Annotated in this window: 12 protein-coding genes; 6 read left to right on the forward strand and 6 right to left on the reverse strand. The window is 40.0% G+C overall.

What is annotated here, in order from left to right; all coding sequences use genetic code 11:
* Positions 1-1,449, forward strand: coding sequence for a DUF1802 family protein (locus tag CALSC_RS17655; RefSeq protein ID WP_088242613.1), 1,449 nt, complete (start codon positions 1-3; stop codon positions 1,447-1,449).
* A 40-nt stretch (positions 1,450-1,489) separates the two neighbouring features.
* On the opposite strand, the gene CALSC_RS17660 is transcribed toward CALSC_RS17655, so the two are convergent.
* From CALSC_RS17660 to CALSC_RS17675, 4 genes are all read right to left on the reverse strand, one after another.
* The gene (locus CALSC_RS17660) at positions 1,490-2,497 is read right to left on the reverse strand and encodes a formylglycine-generating enzyme family protein (RefSeq protein WP_407641948.1); all 1,008 of its coding nucleotides are present in this window, start codon (positions 2,495-2,497) and stop codon (positions 1,490-1,492) included.
* A 461-nt stretch (positions 2,498-2,958) separates the two neighbouring features.
* Positions 2,959-3,222, reverse strand: a complete 264-nt coding sequence (locus tag CALSC_RS17665; protein WP_088242630.1) for a DUF3146 family protein — start codon at positions 3,220-3,222, stop codon at positions 2,959-2,961.
* A gap of 155 nt (positions 3,223-3,377) precedes the next feature.
* Positions 3,378-4,211 carry an SWIM zinc finger family protein gene (locus CALSC_RS17670; protein ID WP_088242615.1) on the reverse strand — a complete coding sequence of 278 codons (834 nt, stop codon included), beginning with the start codon at positions 4,209-4,211 and terminating at the stop codon, positions 3,378-3,380.
* Positions 4,211-8,095: an SNF2-related protein gene (locus tag CALSC_RS17675; protein WP_088242616.1), complete on the reverse strand. Its 3,885-nt coding sequence runs from the start codon at positions 8,093-8,095 to the stop codon at positions 4,211-4,213. The genes CALSC_RS17670 and CALSC_RS17675 overlap by 1 nt, the downstream gene beginning before the upstream one ends.
* 647 nt (positions 8,096-8,742) lie before the next feature.
* On the opposite strand from CALSC_RS17675, the gene mnmG reads away from it, so the two are divergent.
* The 4 genes from mnmG to CALSC_RS17690 all read left to right on the forward strand — a co-directional run bounded on the left by mnmG (position 8,743) and on the right by CALSC_RS17690 (position 13,324).
* Positions 8,743-10,671 (forward strand): tRNA uridine-5-carboxymethylaminomethyl(34) synthesis enzyme MnmG, encoded by a 1,929-nt coding sequence (gene mnmG / locus CALSC_RS17680; protein WP_088242617.1) that lies wholly within the window; start codon positions 8,743-8,745, stop codon positions 10,669-10,671.
* A 444-nt stretch (positions 10,672-11,115) separates the two neighbouring features.
* A complete protein-coding gene (locus tag CALSC_RS17685; RefSeq protein WP_235006831.1) occupies positions 11,116-12,033 on the forward strand; it encodes a hypothetical protein in 918 nt (305 codons plus the stop codon).
* Positions 12,030-12,383, forward strand: coding sequence for a hypothetical protein (locus CALSC_RS27550; protein WP_235006832.1), 354 nt, complete (start codon positions 12,030-12,032; stop codon positions 12,381-12,383). The genes CALSC_RS17685 and CALSC_RS27550 overlap by 4 nt, the downstream gene beginning before the upstream one ends.
* A gap of 380 nt (positions 12,384-12,763) precedes the next feature.
* Positions 12,764-13,324, forward strand: a complete 561-nt coding sequence (locus tag CALSC_RS17690; RefSeq protein ID WP_235006833.1) for a late competence development ComFB family protein — start codon at positions 12,764-12,766, stop codon at positions 13,322-13,324.
* 182 nt (positions 13,325-13,506) lie between these two features.
* On the opposite strand, the gene CALSC_RS17695 is transcribed toward CALSC_RS17690, so the two are convergent.
* Positions 13,507-14,187: a response regulator transcription factor gene (locus tag CALSC_RS17695; protein ID WP_088242618.1), complete on the reverse strand. Its 681-nt coding sequence runs from the start codon at positions 14,185-14,187 to the stop codon at positions 13,507-13,509.
* Between the two features lie 126 nt (positions 14,188-14,313).
* On the opposite strand from CALSC_RS17695, the gene hisG reads away from it, so the two are divergent.
* Positions 14,314-14,973, forward strand: a complete 660-nt coding sequence (gene hisG / locus CALSC_RS17700) for an ATP phosphoribosyltransferase (RefSeq protein ID WP_088242619.1) — start codon at positions 14,314-14,316, stop codon at positions 14,971-14,973.
* Between the two features lie 153 nt (positions 14,974-15,126).
* Here hisG and CALSC_RS17710 read toward each other — a convergent pair whose 3' ends face one another.
* A complete protein-coding gene (locus tag CALSC_RS17710; RefSeq protein WP_088242621.1) occupies positions 15,127-16,338 on the reverse strand; it encodes a M20 metallopeptidase family protein in 1,212 nt (403 codons plus the stop codon).
* Between the last annotated feature and the right edge of the window lie 30 nt (positions 16,339-16,368).

Consider the following 16,368-nt stretch of genomic DNA (forward strand, 5'->3'; position numbering starts at 1 on the left):
ATGAACTCACAGATTGCAATTTCTACAGCATTGTGTCTACCCGCCCCTGATATTGAAGCATTAATACAAGGACGAACAATTGCTGCTTTATCCAGGATGTTTCTTCGCCCTAGACAGCAATTTAGTCTTTACCCTAGCAATATACTGAATATTCCATTTTCAATTGAGCAGTATTATCGCTCAAATTTTCTAACAGTTGCACAAACTAATCTAAATGTAAGTACTTTAGAAAAAATTACCATACAAGCTTGGGCAAAATGTGAACAATGCCAAATTATTGATGATGCTATATCTTTAGAAGCTTTATCTAAACTAACAATATGGACACCAGCAGTTTTAGAGAAAATATTACAACAGCAACAAAATATCTTCTTAGCTTATTTGCGCGTTCATAAACTTGCTCAACCTCATGAAGTAGCAGCGAATCCTCAAAATAACGACAAAATCGGAAAATTTGTGAGTTTACCTTTAACTGTTACTAATTCTACGCCAGTTTTGAGCGATCGCACTTTTGCACAACGCAAACAACAATTACAAAATTTAGAATCACCCGTACATCCCAAACTGGAAGAATTGCAGGTTTTATTAACAAACAATTCCCATCCAGGAGCAAAACAGTTAGATGATGATATCAAAGTCTTCTTAGGTTGGAGTAGTCAAAATACTAGACAACTAATTGACTCTGATTTTGCTTGGATTGAAACAATCGCAAAAGTCGGTAACTCCAGCGATGGACATAAATTTGAAAAATTAGTCCGTAAAGCATTACTGAAATTAGGATTTACTGGTTCTGGAATAAATCCAGAAGGAGCAGGGGGTGCAGGTGGAATGGATCTGTATTGTGAACATCCATATCCAGTAGTAGGTGAATGTAAAGCCAGCAAATTAGAAAAAGTATCTGATGGTACACCAGCACAACTTTTGAGAATAGGTATAAGCAATTTGGGTAAATCCCAATATGACAAGTCTATTAAATTAATCGTTGCTGCTGGAAAACTAAATCGTTTCGCTCTGAGAACAGCTACAGAAAATCATATGAATGTCATTAGTCCGGAAACATTACAAGAACTTGTAGAACTACAAGCACAATACAAGGGTTCTATTAATCTTTTAGAACTTAAGCAGTGTTTGCAAAACGAACCCTTTGGTTTAGCTGATAAAAAAGTTAATGAATATGTAAAAAAAGTCAATCAGCATATAAAATTGCGATCGCACCTGATCACCATTGTCAAAAATTATATCCAAAACGCCAATCAAAAGTCTGCTGGAGTACAAGCCTTACATGGTGCATATGTCACTTCACAACCACCACAACCCCTGACAATGAAAGAAATGTATGAAATGTTAATTGAACTTTCCTCTCCCTTAACAGGCTACTTGGGAAGAGATAAAGGGGATAATATGAATAGCGATCGCTTTTATTTTCTGCGTGACTTACCAATAAATTAAAACCTATACATATATAATTCTGGGTTTCATAAAAAAGTACTCACCCCAATACCATACATACCCGAAACCCAAGATGACCGAAGGCAGTACCAGAGCCGACGTGGGAGCGAATCGCCGAGCGACACACCTCAGGAGGGCTGCTCCAGGAACCACCCCGCATTATACGATTACGATTATCATTACTAATCCACGCACTTCCATCTATGGGTGCGCCTTGATAATTTTTGTGCGAAGTGTCTTGACACCACTCCCACAGATTCCCATGCATATCGTATAAACCAAAGGCATTAGGCGGAAAAATACCTACATCTGTTGTTTCTTTGCGATCTTTACCTTCAGGAGCAGAAGCATATGGATATTTCCCATCATAATTAGCTAACTCAGTGGTAATCGTCTCCCCAAAGTAGAATGGTGTAGTAGTTCCAGCACGACAAGCATATTCCCATTCTGCTTCACTGGGTAAACGATAGGTGCGTCCTGTCTTTTGACTCAGCTGGTTACAAAATTCCGTCGCATCATGCCAAGATACATTATCCACAGGTCGCTTTTTATCTTGGAAGTAGGAAGGATTTTTACCCATAATTACCTGATATTGTGCTTGGGTAACTTCATACTTCCCCATAAAGAACCCAGGAACCGTAACTTGATGCTGTGGTCCGTTTTCATAATCTCTTCTCTCTTCTTCCTTTTCTTCCTCTGCTGGCGAACCCATAGTAAAGGTTCCCTCTGGTATCTGCACCATGTCTAGGGTGACATCATTCCCCAAGTCTTGTGTGAAGTATTGTGCTTCCTGGTTACGACGGTTAGTGATGCTTCCACTTGCATCTACAGTGACAGTTTCAAAAGCAAATGACTTTAGCATTAATTTGGTTGGGCTTGGTGTTGGTGTTGAGAATGGAGAGAACTTAGGTTTATCGGAAAAACCTGGTTTCTTTCGAGAAGAAGAAGTTTGCCATATTTCTCTAGCAAAAATAGCAGCAAGAAAACCCCCTCCTATAAAGCCTGTTATTTGGATGATTCGTCGGCGCGTAGAATTTATGTGCTTCACTTTTTCCCTGGTATAATTTGTCCATAAACCAATTTTTGCACAAGATAAAATTTGCCATTGTCCTCAGAGTGTAGGCAAGTAATATCAATTATCCAAAATAAAGCTACACATAGACAGCAGGGGGGCAGGGAGCAGGGAGCAGGGAGCAAGGGGAGAATTATCTATAGTCAGAATTTAGGAAAATGGTATAAAAAAATCTTGTTATATATTCTCAGTAGGCAGAAAGATGAGAACAAATTCAATCACTGAAATAAGAAAATATCAGTAATTAATACTTTTCACTTCCGACCAAATAATTGGTAAGCTGATGCGCATTTTAATTGTATATTCTCAAAACAAGATAAAAATGCTCAAGTCCTCTCCGTGTCTCCGCGTCAGTCAAAACTAGTAAATTAGATGCATGACAGCTTATTTGTATAAGTTGCAAACTCTCACTGATTATAATTGCGACTTGGGAATTGCTACAACTCTGCCCTAATTGTAAAATTATAATCCCCTCCCGGTTCTAATTGGTAATCCTTTTGTTCTAAAAAACGACCGAGTGGTTCTTTGATTAAAGCACGACCTTGGGAAGGTTTCACAGACAATTCTCCTCGGCGAAAATGCCACTGAAATTGCCATGCGAAATCACCTGCATTCACTTCACCTTCAAGTAAACCATATTGCCAAGATTGACGAAGGATCCTGACGTGGGCAGTAGTTTCTGGTAATCTTTTTGCACTCACAATACTTGATGTCAAGGGGAGCAATTCAAGCTGATTAGCTTTACTTTTACTCAACATACATCAAATATAAGTAATGGGCTATGAGCCATTAGTTCTTAATTGTAATATCTATAGCTATAAGTTAGAAAATCATGACAAATTATCATTCGTGAGCTTTAATTTCCCAAATTCATCGCTTCTAACATTGCTTTTTGACTAACATCCTTATACAGGGTGTCTAGAAATTTCATCACTACATCGGCAGAGGTGACATTACTGAGACTCTCTTCTTCCTTGGCTAAGGGAATCCCTCCCAATACGTCTAATACGGTTTCCCCACTGGATGGAGCAATAACTACTAAAGAAGATTCTAAAGGCTGATTGTATTCCCAGAAGGAATCAAGGTTAACTGCATTAATTGCTGGAGTAGTTGATTCTTGTGCTTCAGGGGTTGGAGTTGCCCCAGTTTCCACCCCACGACTGCGAAATAGGCGTAAATCGTTGATAATTTGCTCTTTGTTACGACCTCTTAACTGGAACAATACAAAGGGATCTTCACTAAAGCGATCGCCTAATTGATAGTATACCGCAGCTATATGTTTGCAGGGATTGGCTTTGTCTGGGCAAGAACATTTACTGTGAACATCGGAGAGGGTAAAGGGGAATAAGGATAAACCATTAGCTGTAAACACTTCTTCAATATTTTGTGGCATTTCTCCGGCTAACAGTTTGGCAGCAAATATTGCCTGACTAGCCATACTTTCTACCACAAAACCCCATTCTTCTTCTGTAAATGCATCCAAAGACAGGGATAGACTGTAGGGTTCACTTTCGCTACCTTGCACCTTGGCTAAAACCTTGGCTCCTTCAAATTTAATGCTGAGGATATTTCCCTGACGTGCGTAATTACGCCCCCGTTCTAAGCGTTTTTTGAAGCGATAGGAATCAAGTAAATCTAGCCAACGCTGGGACCACCATTCTCTACTAGCTTGTAGGGTTTCACTACTCATTATTCATCCTCCTCGCCAATAATTGTATTGCGATCAAGTATCAGTAAATTCCGCAACTGATCTGTATCTAATTCTGTCAGCCAATTTTCCCCAGTACCTACCACTTGTTCGGCTAGCTGCTTCTTGCTTTCGATAATGTCATGAATCTTTTCTTCTAAAGTGCCGGTACAGACAAATTTATGGACTTGCACATTACGTTTTTGACCGATCCGAAATACCCTATCAGTGGCTTGATTTTCTACTGCTGGATTCCACCATCGATCAAAATGGAATACGTGGTTTGCCCTAGTTAGGTTGAGTCCCACACCACCGGCTTTAATAGATAATATCATAATCGGCGGGCCTTGGGGGTCGTGTTGGAAGCGATCGACCATTTCCTCTCGTTGTTTTTTCTTAGTACTACCATACAAAAACAATACTTCCCGTCCCAAAAGCTTTTCTAGATAGGGTTGGAGCAACTTACCCCATTCTGCAAATTGTGTGAAAATTAAAGCGCGATCGCCTTCTGACAATACCTCTTCTAGCATCTCTTGTAAACGGAGCAATTTTCCAGATAACTGAGGTTCTGTGAGTTTAGCTTGTTTCAAATATTGCCCTGGGTGATTGCAGATTTGTTTGAGTTTTACCAGTAAACCTAAAATCAGCCCTCGTCGTTGCAATCCTTCTGCTTCATCAATTTCTGCCAAGGAGCCATCTACTACCTCTTGATATAGTTGAGCTTGCTCTGGACTCAAACCACAAAATACATTCATTTCCTGCTTTTCTGGCAAATCTTGAATTATTTTGCGGTCTGTTTTCAGGCGACGGAGAATGAATGGCTGTACTAAGGAACGCAATTGATTTAAGGAAGCTGTATCGCCATACTTTTCAATGGGCATAGCAAATCGTCTTTGGAAGAATTGCCGATTGCCTAAATAACCGGGATTCAGGAAGTCTAAAATTGACCAAAGTTCTTGCAGTCTATTTTCTACAGGAGTACCTGTGAGGGCAACTCTAAATGTAGATTCTAGCTCTCTCACTGCTTGCGACTGCTTGGCTTCGGGATTTTTCACATTTTGAGCTTCATCTAAGGCGATTACTTGCCAGTTAACTCCCTGTAATGATTTTAAATCACGATGTACCAAAGAATAACTGGTAATGACTAAATCCTTTTGATTAGCTGTTGCGGCAAACTTTTTCCCTTTAGGACGCTTATCACCATGATATTGCCAAGCTTTCAAAGTGGGAGCAAATTTCTTTACTTCCCGTTCCCAGTTACCTAAAACAGAAGTCGGGCAGACTAATAATGTGGGTTTTTCCAGGGATTTTTTTTCTTGGAGATGGAGAAGAAAGGCAATGAATTGGATAGTGTTATGACAGATAATATTGTTGGCAATAAAGTTATGATGTTTGCTAACTTCAAAGTCATAAACCCATCCCTCATACTCCACATCTTCAATGCTTTCTATTTGACAATAAAATACTTCTCTGTCGATGAGACGCTGTAAAGATTGTTTAGTATTATCCAATGCTTGTAAGTCTAATTTGGCATATGCTTCTAAGGTGGAAACTGTCCATTTAGATGGTTTTAGTTGCTGATATTCCCGTAAAGATTCTCCACTTGCAACACGATTAATACTAACTAAATCTTCAGACTTTCCTTGCCAAACTAGTTTACTGGGAACACAAACATAATCACCAAGTTGTAATTCATTTGTCCAACCGCGATTTGTCAGTAATTTATGACGTTGGGTAATAGTAATATTGCTGCCATTTTGTAATGTAATTTTACGTAATTTCTCTTTAACTTTTTGCCGATACAATCGTTTGATGGGAGCCTGGACAATTTTCCCCGTTGTTTCATTAATAGAATTGACCATTAATAATTCTTGAGGTTCAGCCCAAAAACCCTCACCATCAAATTTTGCCTCTCCTGCATAGTTATACCAAATGTCTGCTGCTGTAGTGAACCCACCATTTATATATATCTGAGTGTCTTTCGCTACACATTTTCCCAGTCCCATATCATCTGCTAAACAAGCGCCCAAACCCCAACGTTCCAGAAACGCTAGCCAAGCCATTCCCCGTTGTTGATAGGGACGTAAATCTCCTTGGAAATCAGCAGGCTTAGGTAAAGTTTCTAAGGCATCATTATTAGTTAAAGTAGATAGTAACTCCTGTAACGCCCCAGAAGCTTCAAAGCTCACCACCGGCAGTTTTTCGATTGTCTGGGTATCCCCCGAACCCAAACGCAAAGCATCTTCTAAAGATAGGGACATTTGTTCTTTACGGGAGGCAAAAAATCCCTGGGCTGTTTTAATATCTTGGGGTCGTAATTCTACCCACTCCCCATTAATTTCCACTAGGGGACTATTCAACGCCACTAACTTATCAAACTCTCTCTTAGAAAGGGTTTGCCCCCCAATTGCCAATTTCCACTGAAACGCCAGCAAACTTTCCAAACCCAATTTTGCCGATTTTTTCGGGGATGTTTTGGCTGCAATCTTCAAACCTAAGCGATTTGCCCAACCTTCCCGATTTGCCAAACTAGGAGGTAATACCACTCCCAAACCACTGTCTTCAAACCGCCATGCTACAGCCTTAATAAACTCATAGGCTTCCATGGGATTGAGAGATAAAGATATGGGTTGGGACTCTGATAAACTAGGTGCGATCGCGGGATATAATCGTGAAGCTAATCCCAAACCCCGTAAAAATATTTCTTGGGGCTGTTTAATAGTCCTATTTTGATATAAAAAGTTCTCTACCGGGTGGCTCCAAATAGTTGCAGCATCAATTAAAAACTGAGAATCATCCACTGCTTGCAAATAATATGCCAAGTTCCAATCATTTTTCCCTGAATCTGGGGAATTTAACTTAAAACAGGTGCGAAACTGGTTTTTCTCAGTCAATTGGGATTGCACAGGCATAGTCCAAGACTTTAATACCGTTTCCAGCCTTTCTAATCCCCCAGTTTCTGCTTTCAATGTCTGATTGGTAGCGGTTAACCCCTGTAACCATTGCCGAATCGCCGATGGTAAAGCTGACATTACCCTTGGTTCCAAAACCGTTTGTGAACCCATCATTGAGCGAATTTGGCTGTCAATTGTTTGGTGGAGAAAATCTAGGATTAATTCCTGTGGCTCACATAGTAAATTTACTGAAAAGGGAGAGGAAATCATAGATGAATTATCAATAGCCTCTACTTCAGCTTCATAAGTACGGCATCCCAGGGGCATCTGTTGAGCAAACATTTCTAGGCGAGTTCCATCCACTGCACTATCTAACAGTGCTTGCCATCTGGCAATATTAGAACCATCTAAATGCCTTTCAATAGTTGGTAAAAATTTAGATCGAGCAATTAAATCCAAACTCCAACGGGCAATATGGGACCAAAAGCGTAAATCTCCACCCAAAAAGTTATTTTCGGTATGAGCAACATGCAATGGTAAAGAACTCAGAAACCGGAACGCGGATAAAGGTTGCAGGACAAAACCCTCTACTTGCCAGGGTTGTAAGTATGTCTGAGAGGCTTTATTCCCATTTACGGCAGAAGAGTATAGAGGTAATATAGATAAATTTTCTCCCTGCTTTTGCTTATTTATAGAAGTAGGCAGGGCAATGATTTGCAAATGGGTAGGAGTAGAATTATTCTGGCGATCTTTACTTTTCTTAGTCTGAGGTTTGGCAACTTTTTGCTGGGGAAAAATACAGTTGGCAAGTATGGGATGCTGTGATTCTAACCATGCCTTTAATGACTCTGGAGTCATTACTAATGGGTATTGGGGGATATTTGTCAACTCACAATTAATCGTATCAGGTTCCAGAGTTCGCCACGTTTCTGCCCAAATAAATAAACAGCCACCCCGATCATTACTTAACCAACTGCCGTGTAAAATTGCCATTTGTGATCTACTTAAGATTTTTGCCCAATTAAAAAAATGGAATTAGGGGAGCATCCCATTTATATACTAATTTTGTAGTATGTGTGGATAATTACGGTTTTCAACCCCTATAGGAAGGGGAAAATTTAGATTTAGATACATCCTTGATATTGTCAGGTAGAAAGCAAAAATAAAGAAATTTTGTTGCTCAATCAGGCTATTGTGAACCCAAGGGCATGATTCAGGAATTCCAAGGATAATAATATTTTGGATTTTAGATTGTCGAAGAGCTGCAAATTCTCATCTGTCGCAATAATTTTCCCAACAGCAGTTTATTTTTAGTCCCTAATCCCTTAATTGAGTTCCTGGCATATTCCTTTGGTTAATTCTAAACCTATTCTATCAAAACAATACAGGAGGATGAGAATCCCTGACATCTAAGCAGAGAGCAGAGGGAAAAGAAGATTCTACTTAGCTAATAAGCGGTGCAAATTATTTTTCATTTGGACTGCCTTCAAAATAGGGAGTCGGGAAGAGGTATTTTCATCCTTGGTGGTGAAAAATTGTTTCATCTGGACTGCCTTGTATAGTTAGATGTGGGACTTCTGTTGTCTCTGTTAAAATTATTAACATTTCCCCAGCTGGCAAGTACTTACAATAATAAGATCATGCATAATTTCTCTGCCCAAAAATCTATCGGTCAAGACGGTTTTGATGTTATTGTTGTTGGCGCTGGTCACTCTGGTTGCGAAGCAGCTTTAGCAACTGCCCGCCTTGGTTGCCGCACTTTACTATTAACACTTAACTTAGACAAAATTGCTTGGCAACCTTGTAACCCCGCAGTGGGAGGACCAGCAAAATCCCAATTAACCCATGAAGTGGATGCCTTGGGTGGGGAAATTGGCAAAATGGCAGACCGCACATACCTGCAAAAACGGATTCTCAACTCTTCACGAGGCCCTGCGGTGTGGGCATTACGCGCCCAAACTGATAAGCGGGAATATGCGGCGGTAATGAAGTCTATTGTAGAAAACCAAGAAAATCTCAGTGTCCGTGAAGGCATGGTGACGGATTTGATTCTTGGGGATCATGATCAAGTTGTTGGTGTTCAAACCTACTTTGGCGTATCTTTCTCATGTCAAGCAGTTATTCTCACCACAGGCACATTTTTGGGAGGAAAAATTTGGGTTGGCAATAAATCAATGGTTGCTGGGCGAGCAGGGGAATTTGCGGCAATTGGCTTAACGGAAACCCTGAATCGTTTAGGTTTTGAAACCGGGCGGTTGAAGACAGGAACCCCAGCTCGGGTAGATAAAAGGTCTGTGGATTACAGCCAAATGACACCCCAACCAGGGGATGAAGATACACGCTGGTTTAGTTTTGACCCAGAGGTTTGGGTAGAACGGGAACAGATGCTTTGTTACATGACTAGGACAACACCAGAAACCCATCGCCTAATTCGAGAAAATTTACACCTTTCCCCCATATATGGCGGTTGGGTAGAAGCAAAAGGTCCCCGTTATTGCCCCAGCATTGAAGATAAGATTGTTCGCTTTGCTGATAAAGATAGCCATCAAATCTTTATTGAACCAGAAGGAAGAGATATTCCCGAATTGTATATCCAAGGCTTTTCCACTGGTCTACCGGAAAACTTGCAACTGCAAATGTTACGTACTCTTCCAGGGCTGGAAAATTGCGTAATGCTACGTCCGGCTTATGCTGTTGAGTATGATTTTTTACCCGCCACTCAGTGCTATCCCACATTAATGACAAAGAAAATTTCTGGTTTATTTTGTGCGGGGCAGATAAACGGTACCACCGGTTATGAAGAGGCCGCAGCTCAGGGTCTTGTCGCCGGGATAAATGCTGCGCGGCTAGTTAGGGGTGAAGAAATGATAGTTTTCTCCCGTGAAGAAAGTTACATTGGGACCCTAATTGATGATCTATGTACCAAAGACTTGCGGGAACCTTACCGGATGCTCACCAGTCGCTCTGAGTATCGGCTCTTACTGCGCTCTGATAACGCCGATCAACGTTTGACACCCTTGGGCAGAGAAATTGGATTAATTAGCGATCGCCGATGGCAATTATTTACCGAAAAACAGGCAAATATTGCAGCAGAAAAAGAGCGATTGCATAGCAGTCGGGTAAAAGAGCATGAAGACACTGGTAAAGCAATTAGTCAAGCGACTCAGCAAGCCATTAAAGGTTCTATTACCCTAGCTGACTTATTACGTCGTCCGGGATTTCACTATACTAATTTAGAAAAATATGCATTGGGTAAACCTCATCTTGCTCGTGCAGAAAAGGAAGGGGTGGAAATAGAGATCAAATATTCTGGTTATCTTGCCAGACAAAAAAATCAAATCGACCAAATCGCCCGCCAAACCAAGCGTCAACTATCCCCAGATTTGGACTATGCTCAAATTGAAACCCTATCCAAAGAAGCAAGGGAAAAACTCAATCGTGTAAAACCGTTGACCATTGGGCAAGCAGCCCGGATTGGTGGAGTAAATCCTGCTGATATTAATGCTTTATTAATATTTCTAGAATTGGGTAAAAACATTAACCAGAAAGAGTTTTCAGCATTTAGTTAGCCATAATTTGATGAAGGGCGAGTATAGTAGTAAAAAGACACTTAAGGAGATTAGTATGATAGATAACACAAAACAGAATATAACCATCATCAACAATTGCTCCATGCAGGTCAAATTCAATACTTTTATTCATCAACTCGTCTAGTTAGAAAGGAAACTTTTAGCAGTTACTTCATTGAGAAAAAATCCAAAATATATCACCTTATTTTCCCAATTCAGTAGTTATACTCCTGCACTTAGGCAAGCTACATGAGTAAACCTAAATCATGCTACTTCTCTCAAGGTTAGGAACCTCTAAATGAGAGTAGCTACCCAGGACTGCTGTGTTTTACCACGGCAACTTCTCTAAATTAACTGATAACTGATAACTGATAACTGAAAGGAATCCCAGGCACTAGGGGCTAAATTATTTATTTTCCCCCAAGCCAATATCAGAAAACCGCTATGTCACAAACAGCCAGCACGCATCTTATTGTTCCCGAACCATCAGAAGAACTAATTATCAGTGAGCCTTGGTCAATTGAGACCTATGCTGAGGGCTTAATGGACGAACTGTTCACTGATATAGACCATATTCTAGATGGTAGTGATAGCCTATCTTCCCACACTATTGCATCTAAGTATATACCGATGCAAACAGTCCAGGTGTCACCAATTGTCCTGCCAAATACCGATGTACTAAAAGTTCAGGGAATTCCTAACTCTCGTAACAGCCAGTTGAGCCAGGTAGTAACTCCCACCCTCAAAAAAAGGGTAAAGCAACGTCCATTAAAGAAACAAGTAAGTATTGTTAGTCGATTATTGTTTGTAGTTACAACCTTTGGATTAGCAATTGCTGGCATTGCATGGCTGATTAACTTTGGACTGCTCAATCGTTTGGAGACTCAATCCTTTCAACAAGTACTGCAAAAATCACCGACCTCAGCAAAACCTGTTGTACTGACAAAGAAAGAGATTGAATCTGATCTAGCTAGTTATATATTGGGAGCACTAGCAGTTATCAAACGCCAAGAGGCGAGGAACCCTCAATCTGCATTTGCTTCCAAGTCAAATAATACTCGGACAGCTCTTGCTTATCTGAACGAACAACCTAATGGCAATCTACCACTTCCTAGAACTGCTGATAATAAAAATCCTGCTTCTAACCAGTCAAACAAGGTTATAGAACGCATCTATATTCCCGTGTATCAAGCGCCTTTACCTATGCGCTATGCACCTCCAGCAGTGGCTAATCCTGGGAATGCTCTGCCAGCTATGCCTAAATTGCCTCAAACAAATATTGCTCAAGTACCTACATCCAAGCAAGATCAAAATCAAACTTCTAATGCCATCCCATCGGCAACGAAAAAATCCAGCCTGTGAAGGTTCAAACTTCACCAATTACGATTAAACAATCTCAGCAACCAGCATTGAAACCACTCCCATCTCCAGTAGTACCCCAGAGAGAATCAGTCCCTTCACCAGTAACTAGTCCACCAATTAAGCAATTGGCATCAAACCCAATTCCTAGTCATGCCCATATTTTAAAAGGATTACTAGAATTAGGGGAAAAATCAGCCGCATTGTTTGAAATCAATGGAGTAGCTCGCCAGATTGAAGTAGGTGAAAGTATTGGTTCTAGTGGCTGGACATTAGTGGATGTTGAAAAAGGTAAAGCTGTAATTCGTCGCAATGGAGAAGTTCGTTCTATTTTTGCAGGATACAAATTTTAACAAAGTCTGTTGATAAATAGCATTTTATCAATGCAGTATGTAAAGACATCTTAATTTACTTAAAATTACTATAGAGAATCATAGGGTGTATTTATTGAATAATTTAATATATTTCCTCATTACCCCAATCATCTAAAACATAATGATTGGGTTAATTTAGTTTGAAAAAAAATAAGCATTTATACGTAAAAATACATATAATTGATGGGAATAAAACTGTATTTTTATCATTTATATTATTGCTCTGTAGAATCTATACTGATTCAATATTCATGAAATTAATTACTAAAAATGGAAGTTGATTTTCTCTGATGTTTGTTTACAGGTAATACAGGGAAACATAAAACGATAAAGAAAAAATCAAAATCAAATATTTGCAAATGATACGTAATACCCGCATCTATCCATCTGTAAATTCTACAAGTCAGCGTTCCAACAACAATACTTTCACAAAAAAGTATAAAAATGTTATGGAATCCCTGGTTTTAGAAGAAGTAGAAGTACAAATTCAGTCCCTACCTCAAAAAACTGCTAGACATATCAAACCCTCTGAAGTCACTGCTTATGCATTAAATCGATTACCAGGACTTTATGCTACTGGTAAGCGGGGATGGCAAAAACAATGGCATCGAGGCAAAACAGAGTTACATCCAAAAATTACCGCAGCTGTCAGACAAGGGATTATTGCTGTACAAAGAGATCCTCTACGTAGCGATATTCCTATTAACAGTGACGACGAACAAACTGCTCAAGAAACTGAAGCTTTAAAGGAAATTAAAGCGTTACTCCAAAGGGACGATATTTCATGGAATAATGTAGTTCACATTATGGAGCAAACTTTATTGGATACTTTAAGAGGTAACGTTACTTGGTCTAAAAGAGGTCGTTCTGATGATGAAATATTTAATTGGGAAGAATATCCTCAATATCAAAGTAGCTAAGGAATGTGGATAACATAAAGTACAAATCTGATTGTCAATTAATAACTCCAAGTTCCTAAGTTGTAGATATTGATTAACTCACAACAATAATCTTTCAAAATCTAAAATCTAAAATGGTATTTAGGAGGTTTTTTTTAATTTTTTACTCAATTACCCATAAAACTTAATTTGTTCACTCCTTCCTAGGCTGTACCAAAACGATAACCTTTACCATAAACACTGTGAATTAATTGCGTTTCTCCACCCACCTCAATCTTCCGTCGTAGCAAACGGACTAAAGCTGCAATCACATTACTGCTGGGTTGCTCCTCATTTTGCCAAAGATTCTGCATAATTTCGGTATGAGTCAGCAATTGCCCAGAATTTTCCATGAAGTATTGCAGTAGATGACTTTCTTTGTCTGATAATTCAATAATTCTATCTCGACGGTAAGCTACTTGGTTTTCCCTATCGAGTTCCAAATCCCCCACTACTAGGCGAGTACTTGGGGGATGTGATGGGAAAGTGGAACGACGCAATAAAGCGCGCACTCTCGCTAGTAATTCTCGTAATTCAAAAGGCTTGATTAGATAGTCATCTGCACCAGCATCTAATCCTTGGATACGATCATCAAGGGTATCTTTAGCAGTAAGAAATAATACAGGGGTGGCAATTCCCTGACAACGTAACTCATGACAAATATCTAATCCTGTTTTGCCAGGTAACATCCAATCTAAGATTAGCAAATCGTAATTGCCAGTTTTTGCCAGTTTGCTGCCACTAGTTCCATCGTAGGTAGTATTAACACTATATCCCTCACGAGTGAGAACTCTACTTAAGGGATCTGCAAGTTCAGCTTCATCATCAACTACTAAAATTTTCATAGACGCTTCTTAGCCGTTTGTAACTTTGGAATGGAAAGCGGAAGAATTTAACTTTATTACTTATTACTTTCCCTTTAGGGGGCTGCTTTCAGCTATTATGATTTTACTGTGCCCTGACTGCCAATTATGCTTACTGTTGCATTGCCCAAAGGTGAACTTCTCAAACATAGTATCCGTCTCCTCAAAACTATAGGTTTGGATTTTAGTGGTTTTTTAGATTCGGGAAACCGACAATTGCAAATTACCGATACCAGTGGAACTGCTAAAGGTTTACTGGTAAGGGCACAAGATGTACCTGTGTATGTAGAATATGGTCAAGCACAATTAGGAGTTGTGGGTTTTGATGTTTTGCAGGAGAAAAAGCCACAAGTTGCCCACTTAGTAGATTTAGGCTTTGGTTATTGTCGGATGTCAGTGGCAGTTAAGCAATCGAGTCCCTATAAATCACCCTTGGATTTACCAGCTCACGGTAGGGTAGCTTCTAAATACGTGAATTGTGCCCATGAATACTTTCACAACTTAGATTTACCTATAGAAATTGTACCCTTGTATGGTTCTGTGGAATTAGGCCCAATTACAGGTATGTCAGAAGCAATTGTAGATTTAGTTTCTACTGGGCGGACTTTAAAGGAAAATGGACTGGTAGAAATTGCGACTTTATACGAAAGTACGGCATACTTAATTGCTCATCCCCTCAGTTATCGTTTAAACAAGGATAATTTAGGGGATTTAATTGGCAAAATTAGGGAAGCGATTGTGGCTCAGGGACTTGCAAATAAAAAATAATCAATCACTTGGAATGCAGGGGAGTAGGGAGCAGGGAGCAGGGAGTAGGGAGTAGGGAGTAGGGAGTAGGGAGTAGGGAGTAGGGAGCGGGGAGCAGGGAAAGTCATTTTGGTGACAAAAATTGGGTAATTTATTTTTTGGAGTTCCCTATCCCTAATACTCAAAAAACTTTTCCACACAACGCACAAACATTTCTACTCCCATTGGTAAAACTGTCTCATCAAAATCAAATCGGGGGTGATGGTGGGGATAGGCGAGGTTTTTCTCTGGGTTGGCGGAACCTAAAAAGAAATAGCAGCCAGGAACTTCTTGTAAAAAGAATGACATATCCTCACCACCCATAGTTTGACACTCTGGTACTACACCCATAGGAGTTTCTACTACTTTTTCTGCTACAGAATGTACCAATTCTGCCATCCCAGGATCATTAATGACTGGGGGATATAAACTCCAATATTCTAAGTCATAATTAGCACCATGACTTTGGCAAACTCCCGCAATAATTTGTTCGAGGCGCTGGTGGAAAAAGCCTGCAAATTCAGGATTAAAATACCTGACGGTACCACTCATATTTGCTGTATCTGCAATTACATTCTTTGCTGTACCAGCATGGAGTTCTCCCACTGTTACTACTGCTGAATCAATAGGATTAACATTACGAGCGACAATGGTTTGCAGAGCATTGACAATTTGAGCTGCTACTACCACAGAATCAATAGTTTGGTGAGGAATCGCACCATGTCCCCCTTTGCCAAAAATCTGACAGCGAAATAATTCCACAGCTGCCATTAAAGCTCCAGCACGAACACCAACAGTTCCTAAGGGCATGTTATTCCACAGATGTAAACCAATAATTGCGTCTACATCGGGGGTTTGGAGTACTCCTGCCTCAATCATGGGTTTAGCACCCCCTGGTCCTTCTTCGGCAGGCTGAAAGATAATTTTCACAGTACCAGTGAAAGATTCTCGATGGTGGTGCAAATAGTAAGCTGTACCTAAAGCGATCGCAGTATGTCCATCATGCCCGCAAGCGTGCATTACCCCATCATGCTGGGAACGGTAAGGGACTTCATTCAATTCTTGAATGGGTAATGCATCCATATCCGCCCGAATTGCCAAGACTTTGGCTTCAGATTTCCCGTTAATAATGGCAACAATTCCGGTTTCGGCAATTCCAGTATGATGTTCAATTCCCCATTCCTGCAACTTCTGGGAAATAAAATCAGCCGTTAACTTTTCTTGGAAACCTAATTCTGGCTTTTGGTGAAATTGTCGCCGCCACTCTACTAGGTGGGGTTGTAATGCTCGGATATCATGTCTGACGTAAGATAAATTAATCGAAGAGTTGGGTACAGTAGAAACCATAACTGAGATTGACTAGATTGTGATTTGAGC

The organism is Calothrix rhizosoleniae SC01, assembly GCF_900185595.1.
In the GTDB taxonomy this organism is placed as follows: domain Bacteria; phylum Cyanobacteriota; class Cyanobacteriia; order Cyanobacteriales; family Nostocaceae; genus Calothrix_A; species Calothrix_A rhizosoleniae.